Below are 12,833 nucleotides of genomic sequence, written 5' to 3'. Positions count from 1 at the left end.
AATATGATTTATTAGATATTTTAAATCTTTATCCTTTTTTCTTTAACGTGGCCATGTATTGAATGATATCTGCAAGCTCTTGCCTGGTCATTGTTTCATGCAAGCCTTCAGGCATCATTGATTCAGACAGAATCCTGATTGTTTTAATATTAGTGGTAAAGATTTTTTGATTTGTTCCTCCCGGGAACCTGAGCTCTATTTCTATTGGAGTTCTGCTGGAGATGATTCCCATCAGGCTTGAGCCATCCTTCAATTCAATGAGCCAGGTTTCGAACCCAAAACTAATTCCTGCTGAAGGATTAATAATAGCATCAAACAAGCCTTCTTTGGGTAGTTTAGAACCAATTTCTGTTAGTTTCGGACCGACATCAAAGCCTTCTTTACCCACCTGATGGCAAACATTACAGGATCTTTTAAAAACTGCCGCACCATTCTGCGAATTCCCGGTTAAAGCGAGTAATTCATTTAATGTAACTGTTAGCTTTGGTTTGATATTTTTTGCTGTTTCGGGTAAAAAGGTTAAAGATTCCTCATAAACAGCTTTTCGTCTGCTTCCCTTTAGTCCTGCAACAAAATATGGAACAAGGTCTGATGGAGCTTTTTTTGTCCGCAACAGTTCAAGTGCTCTATCTTCCCCGGTTCGACTTTTCCCAAGCATTTCAGCCGCTTTTTCGCGAACTTCCTTATTCTGTTGATCCCAAAGGCTAATATTCTCTAATATTCTAACAGACGCTGCATTTCCAACACCACCCAAGGCTGTCAAAACTGAGTTGATCTGATTTGAATCAGAAGTATTTAAGGCATCATTTAGTACTGGAGTTCCTTTCAGTTCGAGTAATAATCGTGCTGCATCAACACCAATTGGCTCATTTGATTTTGCAATAGCCAATTTCAGGAGGTTTGCGGTTTCACTTTGCAGTTCATAGCGTCTAACCAAATCGAGATAGTCGGCTTTTCCTGAAAAAACCTTTAATACCTCCATTAGTGTTTGCCTCGCCAGGGGAGATTGAAGTGCAATTTTGATATCAAGATGATTTAAAACCAGACTTTTGAACTCAATATTGCCTGCAGGATTATCTTCAATCATTTTTACCAGAATTTTGGATTTTTCCGTCCCGGTTTGAAAGTCGAAAGCACGGAAATACCTTAATCTTGATTTAAGGTCATTTTGATTATCAGAAGCCAGTTTTGCAAGAAATGGAAGAGACTTTTCGGTACGTGCCCGCCAAATGATGTCTCTCCCGGCAGGGTTGAGTAATGGATTCTTATTCACCTGTAAATAAGCTTCAAAAAAACTGTCCCATTGTCTGTCTGCAGCAATACCCAAAGCCTCTAAATACCATCTATCATTCCCATCATATTGATCGGCAAGCCCGGCCCATAATTCAGCTGCTTCCGGCGATTTATTATGTCTTAAAGCTATAATTGATTCTCTTCTAACCTGTGTATCCTGATCACCTGCTAGTTTTTTTAACAATGGAATGAGATCCAATTTTAATTGTCTTGCCGCCCTGATTCCTGCTATTCTAATATCAGGATTATTATCTTTTATGGCTTCGCTAATATATTTGTTTCCATTTGGCATTTTTACCAAAACCCACAACGCTCTGGCACGCATCCTTGGGTTGGAAGCTTTTCGCCATAATTTTTCAAGTCCGGGAACTGCCTTTTTCCCCATTCCATGTAAAGCTAGCCATGCATGCCTTCTTACAGCAAGATTTGGATTCTGGAGTGCGATAATTGCTCCGCCAGGTGTGCTGTAATCGTACCCGGGGATTTTATACTGCGAAACATCAGGAGCGATTCTGTAGATACGTCCTCTCTGTAAATCCCCAACCCTATGACCTCCAACTCCGGGATCGTACCAATCAGCAACAATCAGGGAACCATCCGGAGCAATGCATACGTCTGATGGACGGAACCATTGGTCATTTTCTCCCTTCAGAATGTTGAGGATGCCCGCAGTATAACCGGCACCGTTTTTCTTTACAGGATATGCCCGAACCACATTTGGGCCAGGATCGGAGTGAATTATTTGATTTTGAAAGGGCTCAGGCAGTAAGGAACCTTCATAAAGTAAAATGCCGGTAGGTGAGCCTGCTCCGGTTTGTAAAAGATTTGGGACTACTCCTGGATCATTGAGATGCCAATGGCGCAAAGGAATAGAATCTTCCAGATTGGTCCTTTTTGCCTGCCAGCTCGCACCGGTCATTTCATCCTTGTAGCCATAATTTCCATAATCCATCACATAGTTAATGCGTACACCCCGGTTGCCATCATCGTCATTATCGCTTTGCCAGATTGTTCCGTAACTATCTACAGCAAGTTCAAAATTATTTCTGAAATTGTGTCCCAGGCATTCTACATTAGAGCCATCCGGATCAGAACGGAATACCATTCCCTCACGATACTTTCCGGGGCCAATTTCATCCCCATCCTGATCCAATACAACCTTGTTGTTTTTATCTTTTAGCGTTTGTCCTGAATTACCAAAATTGAAGTATAATTTGCCATCAGGCCCAAAAGTAAAGGAGTGCATACCATGGTCATGCTGTTCGCCACCAATACCCTGAAAAAGTATCTCTTTACGATCCGCTTTATCATCCCCATTATCATCATAAAAAATCCATACATAAGGGCTTTGTGATATTATTACCCTATTGCCCAGTACAGCGATACCTAAAGGAGCATTTAGTTCAGGACCCTGATAAAAAACTTTACTTGTTTCGAGGTGACCATCCCCATCTTTATCCTCCAGAATCAAGATTCGATCACCTTCAGTTCTTGGTTTGTTATTGTTGATTTGAAAACGATAATTATAAGCTTCAGTCACCCATACCCTTCCCTGTTCATCAACATCAATATTTGTTGGGTTTATTAATGTTGGCTCTGTTGCCATAGTCTGAATTTGCAGACCGGGGCTGATAACAAGGCCTTTTAAAGCATTGGAAGCTAAGCGTTTCTGACTTTCAGTAAGTAAGGTATCGGCCGGGTCATAAACCTGTTTTGAACTAGCTGAACTACAAGCCTTTATGAGTATGATACTTGATATCACTAACAGAGCCAGCAATATTGAAAACAGGTTTTTTTTCATGCTTAGGTTTTTATTTGCCTATAGAATTATTGCTTAAGCATAATCTTACGGTACTCCACTTTCATAGGCGGACCAACATGTACCTGCATGCCTAGCATTCCTTTTGATTTTCCGTTAACCGTATCATTATCTTTAACATCACTCATCAATACTCCATTGATATAGTGTTTTAGCCGGTTACCCTTTGCTACCAAACGGCAGGTATTCCAGTCTTCACTTTTTATCTTTTGCAATAAGGCATCAGATTCCCCTAATGAACCCTTTACTGTTAAATCGGTCCATGCATTATTTTTAATTTTTGACTGAACTGCGCCAGCAGCATTCTCGGCATTTTGAGCCTTTATGATAGTCTTTTGTCCTCTGTAGGCCAGGGTAGTCCTTCCACGTTCTTCATAATTCTGTCCGGTATAACGGTTAGCTCCATCAATATCGAGTTGATAGCCCTTTAAAGCGTAGGGGATATCCTTGAGCTCTTCACTTCGGTAGTTTATACCACTATTGCCTGCCTTTGTGATTTTAAACTCTAAAGTAAGTTCAAAATCAGCAGGCATTCCTCCCCGCCAAATCAGGAAGGAATTGCGTTTAAGCAGGGTCGCCGGTGTAATTTCTCCAATGATATTGCCATTTTCAATTCTCCAGTAGGCAGGATCACCTTCCCAGCCATTGAGGGTTTTACCATCAAAAATTTGAACAAAACCTTTTTGTTTCTTCTCATTAGTATCAGCCATTTTATAGCCCGCAAGGATTATGAATAGCGGGAGGAAACCCATAATTAAGTATCCCTGAATTGAATTAATTTTCTTGTACATGATCAATAGCTATAAAATGGATTAATATTCAATGATTTTTGACTCTGTTTTCCAATTGATTAGATGGTTTTCCAGCTTCTTGTATTTGCAGAATCGATTACCGCTTCACAAACTTTTTGGGTTTCCAATGCCTCTTTAAAGGTTGGAGAGCATGGCTCACCGGTTTCAAGACATTTCAGGAAATCAGCAACCTGATGCACAAATGAATGTTCGTAGCCTATTGAAAGTCCGGGAACCCACCATTTGTCCATATAAGGCTGATCACCATCAGTTACATGAATGGAGCGCCATCCACGGACAATGGAATCATCAGCATGGTCAAAATATTCCAGACGATTCAGGTCGTGCAGATCCCAGCGAATGGAAGCATGTTCACCATTTATTTCAAAGGTGTACAGGGCTTTATGTCCGCGGGCATATCTTGTAGATTCAAACAGTCCTAAGGATCCATTATTGAAGTGGCAATGGAAAATACAGGCATCGTCTATTCCTACTTTTTCCTTTTTGCCGGTCAGCTGATGCATCCGTTCTTTAACGAATGTTTCGGTAAGTGCAGAAACATCCTTTATGCCTCCATTTAACCAGATAGCGGTATCAATACAGTGTGCTAGCAGATCGCCTGTAACACCAGATCCCGCGGCATCGATATCCAGACGCCATAAGCCTTCACCACCTTGGGGCAGATCAGCATTGATTGTCCAGTCTTGCAGGAAATTGGCTCTGTAGTGAAATATTTTACCCAGTTTACCGGAATCGATAATTTGTTTGGCTAAAGAAACTGCCGGAACACGACGATAATTATACCATACTGTATTAGGTACGCCTGCTTTTTCAATCGCATCCACCATGGCTACTCCTTCAGCTAAAGTCCGTGAAAGAGGTTTTTCACACAGGATCATTTTGCCTGCAGCTGCTGCAGCGATAGCAATCTCTGCATGCATATTATTTGGTGCGCAGATGTCAACAGCATCAATATCATCACGGGCAATCAATACCTTCCAATCTGTTTCAAAAGATTCATAGCCCCATTGTTCAGCAAAAGCCTGAACTTTGTCTTTGCTACGGGAGCAAACTGCTTTTAAAACCGGACGATATTCCAACTCAGGGAAAAAATCACCAACTCTTTTGTAGCCATTCGAATGGGTCCGGCCCATAAAGCCGCATCCAATTAACCCGATTCTTAATTCTTTTTTATTTGCCATTATTGTATTCTGAAAATTTCAATTAATCAATTGCTTAAGACCAGCTATTTAAATTTCGAACCTTGATCATCGCCGCCAAAATATCATTCCATGTTTTTTGTTGCTCTAAAACAGCATTTGGAAACATGCAACCATCCCAGCAAATGTGTTTAAATGCTTTGGTCAATTCTCCATTTTCATTGCGCAGCCAATGCCCGGCGTCGATAGAGATATCTAATTTACCATTTGGATCGGTTGCCTGGCAATGTCTTCCGGTTTTATCATGTGAACCTGAACCATAAGCTGTTCCATCATTCTGAGCAACGTGAAAATCTAAAGTCCATGGACGCAATGCAGCTGTTAATTTTTTCAGTCCCTCAGTCAGCGTTTCACGATCATCCCATTGATAATCAAATGGTAAAATGCGATCCTCAGGCGCATTATAACCAAGGAGATACAGAAATGTATGTGACATGTCTGCCTGAAAGCCGATATTCGGTCGATCTACAGCTTCAAGTGTATCCAGCATTGCTCTCCAGCTATGCATACCACCCCAGCAAATTTCGCCTTCAGCGGCAAGCTTTTCACCATAATCAGCTGCCACATCACATGCTTCACGGAAAGTTTGAGCAATCAGTTTAGTGTTATTAACCGGGTCTTTAGCCCAGCTTTCAACGCTGCTGGCCGAATCAATACGGATTATACCATATGGGCGTACACCCATTTCCTTCAGTTTTTGACCATAAACACATGATTTACGTACCTGATCAACAAAATTTGCACGATCTTCTTTTGTACCCATTGCCGGTCCGCCCCAAATGGGTGCTACCAGACTGCCAATTACTAAATTATATTTGCTTACCTGATCAGCCAGTCTTTTAATGCCATCCAGATCATCTAAATTTATTGATGGGTCAAAAAGACCAACATCAACGCCATCGAATTTAACGCCGTCGACTTCTGCAGCGGCAGTCATTTCAAGCATTTTCTCTAATGATATTGGTGGTTCTGAATCAGGACCTTTTCCCACAATGCCAGGCCATGTTGCATTGTGAAGTTTTGGATAAATGTTCTCAGCCATATTTTATATTTTTTAATAATTACAAAATGAGATCCGGGTTTTCCGGACCGAAATGTTTCAGTATAACAATTGGATCGGTTTTGGAAGGGTTGCTAATGCGTACGCCTTCTTTCGCAGCTTTTTCAGTTACAAAGAACTCATCATTTGTAAGTTGCCCATATCTGATCAGAGCCGGAGTCTCAATATCCCATACCCCAAATTTACCATGCCCCTGCATCACGATCATGCCATAGCAGGCACTATCCCTGATTGTAACTGTTTGTCCGGGTAATACAGTAAGTTCTTTCGCGCTGAATGCCGCTGATCTGTAGCAGATCCAGTTCTCAATATATCCTTCAGATTCCATTTCAGCCTGAGGCTTCATAGGTTTCGGAAGCATAAACCGGGTTTCCAGAATATTCGGATTTACATTCAAATCCCAGTCGATGACTTCCATCAACTGGTCATAATCGCCAATCCTGTCCTTTGGAGTTCCGTTCCAAAGGAGCTCCTCAGGTATAATAGCCTCATTGACAAGGGATTGATACATCGCGAAAACGTCGGACGCTTTTTGCGGTTCATAGGTACACATACTTCCGGGTGCATGAAGCATGCCCGGAGGCACATCCCATCCGGTTCCGGGTTCCAGTTTAAATGCCTGAGAGTAGGTGGTAAGTTTATTATCGCCTTTTGTAAAATTCACCAGACATTCCCGAATCTGTGCTTTTGTAGTACCCGGGGCGATACCAAAGAAGGTATAAGGAAAATCTCCGCCATGATTGTTTAGTTGTGGTGGAAAATAATAGGCTTCAGGTTTACCTTTTTGTCCGATTTTGGAAGCATGTTCATCATTGTGATGAATATGATGGGGTAGGGGACCCATATTGTCAAAGAATTTGGAATACATCGGCCAGCTTTGGTGTTCATTCCATAGGCGGTCTCCGATAATTTCGCCCTTAAGCTCATCAATGGCATCTTTTAATAAAAATTGCTCATCCTTTCCTCCCTCGTTGAAAACTACCGGACTTAAACCTTCATTTTTCCCTGTCAGTGGTCCGTTTTGTGCTGGAGTGGTAGATGATAACCATCTTTCATCAATACCACCACGTTGCCCACCGAGTACATAATAATCATCCGGGTGTAACTTAATTCTTCTTCCCGGTACGCAAAATGAACGGGGAACCCAGGTTGGTGCCAATCTGAGAATTCCTTTTCCTTGTTCTAATGCTTTCTTTGCTAAACTCATATTCTTATTGAAATTGTTTTGTTGGCTAAAATTTAATAGCCCTCTTTATTTGTTAATACTTCTATTTCTAAGTCATATTTTCTGCTTTCTCCAGGAGTAAGCAGGATTAATTCATTTTGCCGCCTTGCCCGGCTTTGCCCGATAGGCGGATTTGTGCCGGGTTCGAGCCCGACAACATATTCCCCTTTTCCATAATGCAACCAATTTGTTAAGCAGGGTAATTGTTTTTTAAGGAATCTTAAATTCAGGCTTAATCCAATTTTTGGATTCTCTAGTCCGCAGGAGCAAACGCCTGATTCATCTGTTTCAATATCTATAAAGGCGACTTCTTCTCCTGCTCCACTGTGATCATCTAAAGGGGCAGGACAGGTATGGAAATCATTCCCTTCTTTAAATAGTTTATTTGGATTTCCATCACGCGGCTTCCATTTGCCATTCCATTTTATTTTTGTTCCTTCATCAATGAGGGGCCAGCCGAAATTACAGTGGTATAAGAGCATATGCGGTGCATCTGTATTTCCACGGTTAATTACCTCATCCTGAATCCGGATTATGGATTTACCCAAAGTGGAAGAAATGGTACGTCTTAATTCCAGTCTGTTTCCTAATGCCTGCGATTCCCTGATGATTCCGCTAATGCTCATTTCCATATTCCCTGATAAGGGATCAGGTTGAATTATGGACACAATTTCTGCAGGGGTATTGCTTATTTGTCCATGAATTCCACGTTCGCCAAATTCGTCTTTTTCGGGTCCCCCAACATGGCTGAGTCCGCAGGTAACAACTAATCCACCACCAAAAGTTCTGAGCCAATCGATTCCCTTATCCGATAAAGGCTGTGCAGTGCTGATTCCCGAATGGCTCAGCCAGGCGAGGCTATGCTGATTATAAAATGCATCGGCTATATCCATTGCGCGGTCTATTACGACTTTAAACCGGAGACCAGACCCGGTATTAATCCAGGCAATGCGTGTTCCACGCCCGGCCCCATTATTCAGAACAGAAGTTTCAATACCTCCCAATTGGTTGGTATTCGATATTTTATTATGCCAGGACTGTTGGTTCAAAATTATAATCTCCTCTTGTGCTTTATTTCTTTAATAATTTCGGCTTATAGACCTGATGATCTTTATTTGATCCTGAAATAAGGTAGGCCATCAGGTCCTTTAATTCTTCTTTATTTAAGCCATTGACCATACCCGGATACATGGATGATACATCAGAAATCCTGGTTCTTACCACATCACTCTTAATTATCTCACGCAATGTTTGTGGGGCAAAAGGATTTTGAGAAATATAATATTTTTCAGAATCTTCATTTTTCAGTCTCCCGGTTACCGAACCACCATTCTTTAAGTAAAAAGAAGTATAAGCATATTGATCAGATATCACTTTATTGGGCTCAAAAATAGACTCCAGGATATCACGGGCAGAGAAGCGTGTTCCCAATTGGCTTAATGCCGGACCAACTGCACCTCCTTCACCTTTCATGCTGTGGCATGAAATACAGCGGGTTGCACTAAACAACATTTCACCTTGCTCAAAGTTTCTGTCTGTTGAATCTTTCTGAACAACTTCCAGAGCTTCATCTATTTTCCAGTTTCTTCCCGGACCTTTAGGGCTGCCCACACTGGCCAGTTTCATACCATTATTAGTCAGTAATTCATTGCCCGAAATCTTATTATAATGCTCGACTTGATCTTGTGGCAGATTAGCTAAAGCCATTTTGCGCGCCTTATCGATAAAACCAATAAAGCTATTACCACCCTTATATCCAAATGCGGTATAATACCATTTGAAATATTTTTCCCTTAATGCTGTTGTCCAGCCATTTTTTGCTTCACTTAATGCCGTTACGTAATAAATCTGCTGTGCAGGTGGGGTTTTGGCCAGCATTCCTGCAATGTCAAGTCCGTATTGAGGATTACGCAGAATTAAGTCTGAAGACTGCATGAAAGATTTTTGGTCATCCACGTCCAGAACGACTCCATCAAGTAAGGTCAGTGTTTTTTGAACGACTAAAGGGTCATCCAGGGCTACTAAAACCTTGCTGAATGAGCGATTTAGTTCATTGCTTTTTGCAGGATAGAATTGATTCAAATACCTGCTTAATTTAACTTTTTCAGCATCATTGGGCTTACCCATTCTGAAAATTATCAGTTCATAGGCCCTTAAAACATCTATTTGTTGAGATTCAGGTAATAGATTGTAGTTGATGTTCATCAATGTATTAATCATCCTGACCTGTAAACCCCTGTTACCTGTTCTGGCCATAGCAATCATGGCTTGAGTAAGTATCTGAGGGTCTTTCTCTAAGAATGCTTTTTCCTGCCATTGGTAAAGCGGCTGATGTTCCATTGCTATACGGGCAGCATATCGGATATAACGATCTTTGTTTTTTAAGTTTGGCCAGGCAAGAGCTATTGCTTTTGCATTTGGGCCGGCATGAAAGGTTTCCAATTGCCGTCTTAAATTTCTCGCCTGAAGTATATCCGGAGGAGTTTTAGTAATTAGTGGATCATTCGCTAAATTATTTTCGCCATAATAGACCCTATAAAGGTCTGAATCCAGTTTACGACCGCCGGTTAAAAAATACATAGCTCCATCAGGCCCGATAATACCATCAGTTAAAGGCAAGGGTGCACCAGAAATAAATTCTTCGGCTGTTGCCTTGTAAGAAGATCCGCTAGGGGTCAGTTGAACGGCATAGATGATTCCGAAACTCCAGTCAAAGGCAAACAGACCCCGGCGGTATTTTTCAGGGAATCGGGCATTATTTCCACTAAACAAACTTGTAGGTGAGCCTTGCCCGATATTTAATATTGCCGGCAGGTTATCCGGATAAGCAGGCGACCATTTACTGTTTCCTGTGCGCCATCCAAATTCACTACCACTGGTTGAATGACTGATGCGGGTAGGCCTGTACCAGGGCATTCCAAAATCCCATTCCATGTCTGCATCATAAACAAACATATCCCCAACCTCATTAAAGGCAAGGTCAAATGCATTTCGGTAACCTGCACTGATTAACTCCCAGTTTGTTCCTTCCGGATTAATTTTGACAACAAAACCTCCCGGTGCATAACGATCATTGGCATGTCCGTTTGGATCTTTGATCAATGGGAATAAATTATCTTCTTTCCATGTTTCGGGTAAACGATAGGCCTCCATTTTTGGAACATCAACATGATTACCGGCAATTAGATGAATTGATTTTTTATCTGGAGAGATGACCATACTGTGAGGCCCATGTTCACCTCCCGGAGTAACCAGGTCTTTGAGCAAAGTTATTTGATCATATTGGTCATCATTATCAGTGTCTTTGAGTCGGTACAAACCACTACTCTTAGCCATTGAGGTATCACTTTTATGGTTAACCATCACGTAAAGGCTATTGAATGCGTAAAGCAAACCCTGCGCATAGCCCATTTTTATTTTGGCTTTTGAGGTATCACCTGCAATTTTGAGCTCCAGTCTTTCTACAATTACTTTTGATTTAACTGATTCTGTGCCAATTGGCGGAATAGTTAAACGGTATAGGTAGCCGTACTGATCGCAGGCAATCATTCGACCCTTGTGATCGAAAGTCATCGCAACCCAGGAGCCATTTTTGCTTTCAGAGGGGCTGTACAAATATTCTGCCTTGAAATTTGGCAATAACTTCAGTTTCTCAACTTTCGGATCGAGTTCTCTGACTCTGTTTTTCTTAGTTTCTTCTACGTTATCAATAAAGGACATTGCCAGAAAAAAGACGATAGACAGCAATCCTGCCAGTTTTAAGTACGTGTTACGTTTCATGATTTTATGTACTGCTATTTTTAAAGTATTTTAAATATAAAATTGATTTTTGTGATGATGGTGATTTTTTTTTAATCAGGGTCTCTCATTAAAAAATACATAGAGGCCATCTTTTCCTGCAACTACGATATCTTTCCTGCCGGTTTTATGCAGATCTGCGATACTAAAGAAGATTCCTGTACCCTTGCCCTCTCCAAAAGGACCGTAACTGATTACGTGTTTGGTGAATGATTCCCCGTTCCATTTAAAATAATAGAGTCCCGGCGATTCATTTCCTCCGGGGTCTTTACCATTATGGGCGCGGTAACGTTTACCGGTAATCAGTTCCATTTGCCCGTCATTATCTATATCCACCCATTCCATTGTATGAAACTGGGAATGAAAAGGATCTATTGGATGTTTTATAAATTTAGCTGATTTTTCTTTTCTTTTTTGTTCGTACCAATAAAGACCGTAGGAGTGACCATGGCCTGCAATAAGGTCATTTAATCCATCCTTATTCACATCTGCAACAATTACAGGAATGCTGGCATCCTTCAGATCAAAATCTGTATGCAACTTCCATGCTTTATTGTTTTTGTTATCAGGAGCTTCGATCCAGCCTTCCGAAACTATAAAATCCCCTCTTCCGTCTCCATTAATATCTCCAAAGCCCAAACCATGGCCATGCTTTTCAATAACCAATGTTTTTGCGAATTCCCCGAGTGCCTTATTATTTTTATCCCGTTTCAGGGTGTAATATATCAGCGGATTACCCGGAGTATTGGGCACTATTTCATCAAAACCGTCGCCATCGATATCCCATGCCCGTATGGTCTCAATATTACCTGTTTGTGCAATGTCCAATAAAGCCCACTCTTTTTCATTACCGGGATTTTTACGCCAGCGAAGGGTTTTACTAAACCAGCCACCCGTGATAAAATCTATTTTTTCATCGCCATCAACATCCATTGGGATGGTCGCAAAGTCATCATAATATTCACTTACCCGTTCTACCTGACCTATGAAATGACGATTGAGAAATGCCGGACCCTCATACCAGTAACTTCCTGAAATTATATCGGGATTTTGGTCTCCATTTACGTCAAAAACACCTACCGACTCGGCACTTTCTGAGGCAATCAATTGTTTTCTGAATTTGAGTTCAGAGCTTGTCTGGAAAGACAAAAGTGGCAGAATACACAAGCCAATAAAAATTTTTGAATAATAAAAAAATCCTGTGGAAGCCATCAAAAAGAAATTATTCGTAATTATTGATTTGTATAATTAAATATAGAATTAATCAGGAAAAGAAAGTCTTTGCCCAATACCAAACACAAATTAAATATTAAAAAAATAAGGTCTGTCCTGAGCTGTCATGGCTGTGATTTGAAAAGATTAGAAGCACGTTTTCTGGATAAATATTTTTGGCTTCGACCCCGAAGGCGGTCGTATGTTTATAGAAACGCCATAATGCTCATTTTTCGACCCTGAAGGGATCGTATGTGAGAATTTTAAATACATTCGACCCCTTCAGGGTCCTATCGTGTGGACACATCTTTAAACAGGTGTCAAAGTATCAAAATTTATTATTAAGTAGGGATTTAGGCGCTATGCTGTGCCCCTTTGGAGGGGCTACGGGGAGGTTCCACCCCCTTTAATTCCC

The 12,833-nt window shown here is 41.1% G+C and carries 8 protein-coding genes; all 8 read right to left on the bottom strand.

Annotated elements, in window-relative coordinates:
- Positions 1–28: 28 nt before the first annotated feature.
- A complete protein-coding gene (locus Q8M41_RS16910; RefSeq protein WP_305366481.1) occupies positions 29–3,094 on the bottom strand; it encodes a PVC-type heme-binding CxxCH protein in 3,066 nt (1,021 codons plus the stop codon).
- A 26-nt stretch (positions 3,095–3,120) separates the two neighbouring features.
- The gene (locus Q8M41_RS16905; protein ID WP_305366480.1) at positions 3,121–3,903 is read right to left on the bottom strand and encodes a DUF1080 domain-containing protein; all 783 of its coding nucleotides are present in this window, start codon (positions 3,901–3,903) and stop codon (positions 3,121–3,123) included.
- Positions 3,904–3,962: 59 nt separating this feature from the next.
- Positions 3,963–5,105: a Gfo/Idh/MocA family protein gene (locus Q8M41_RS16900; protein WP_305366479.1), complete on the bottom strand. Its 1,143-nt coding sequence runs from the start codon at positions 5,103–5,105 to the stop codon at positions 3,963–3,965.
- Between the two features lie 34 nt (positions 5,106–5,139).
- Positions 5,140–6,165 (bottom strand): sugar phosphate isomerase/epimerase, encoded by a 1,026-nt coding sequence (locus Q8M41_RS16895; protein ID WP_305366478.1) that lies wholly within the window; start codon positions 6,163–6,165, stop codon positions 5,140–5,142.
- A 19-nt stretch (positions 6,166–6,184) separates the two neighbouring features.
- The gene (locus Q8M41_RS16890; protein ID WP_305366477.1) at positions 6,185–7,390 is read right to left on the bottom strand and encodes a hypothetical protein; all 1,206 of its coding nucleotides are present in this window, start codon (positions 7,388–7,390) and stop codon (positions 6,185–6,187) included.
- A gap of 32 nt (positions 7,391–7,422) precedes the next feature.
- The gene (locus tag Q8M41_RS16885; RefSeq protein ID WP_305366476.1) at positions 7,423–8,457 is read right to left on the bottom strand and encodes an aldose 1-epimerase family protein; all 1,035 of its coding nucleotides are present in this window, start codon (positions 8,455–8,457) and stop codon (positions 7,423–7,425) included.
- 22 nt (positions 8,458–8,479) lie between these two features.
- Positions 8,480–11,188, bottom strand: coding sequence for a c-type cytochrome (locus Q8M41_RS16880; RefSeq protein WP_305366475.1), 2,709 nt, complete (start codon positions 11,186–11,188; stop codon positions 8,480–8,482).
- A 75-nt stretch (positions 11,189–11,263) separates the two neighbouring features.
- Positions 11,264–12,418: a VCBS repeat-containing protein gene (locus Q8M41_RS16875; protein WP_305366474.1), complete on the bottom strand. Its 1,155-nt coding sequence runs from the start codon at positions 12,416–12,418 to the stop codon at positions 11,264–11,266.
- Positions 12,419–12,833 lie beyond the last annotated feature (415 nt).

Origin of the sequence: Daejeonella sp. (assembly GCF_030684675.1) — a bacterium.
Classification (GTDB): Bacteria; Bacteroidota; Bacteroidia; order Sphingobacteriales; family Sphingobacteriaceae; genus Daejeonella.
This window is presented reverse-complemented; position numbering and strand designations above follow the sequence as displayed.

Coding starts and splice junctions, on each gene's coding strand:
- Q8M41_RS16910 (WP_305366481.1), bottom strand. CDS start 3,094: ATGAAAAAAAACCTGTTTTCAATATTGCTGGCTCTGTTAGTGATATCA.
- Q8M41_RS16905 (WP_305366480.1), bottom strand. CDS start 3,903: ATGTACAAGAAAATTAATTCAATTCAGGGATACTTAATTATGGGTTTC.
- Q8M41_RS16900 (WP_305366479.1), bottom strand. CDS start 5,105: ATGGCAAATAAAAAAGAATTAAGAATCGGGTTAATTGGATGCGGCTTT.
- Q8M41_RS16895 (WP_305366478.1), bottom strand. CDS start 6,165: ATGGCTGAGAACATTTATCCAAAACTTCACAATGCAACATGGCCTGGC.
- Q8M41_RS16890 (WP_305366477.1), bottom strand. CDS start 7,390: ATGAGTTTAGCAAAGAAAGCATTAGAACAAGGAAAAGGAATTCTCAGA.
- Q8M41_RS16880 (WP_305366475.1), bottom strand. CDS start 11,188: ATGAAACGTAACACGTACTTAAAACTGGCAGGATTGCTGTCTATCGTC.
- Q8M41_RS16875 (WP_305366474.1), bottom strand. CDS start 12,418: ATGGCTTCCACAGGATTTTTTTATTATTCAAAAATTTTTATTGGCTTG.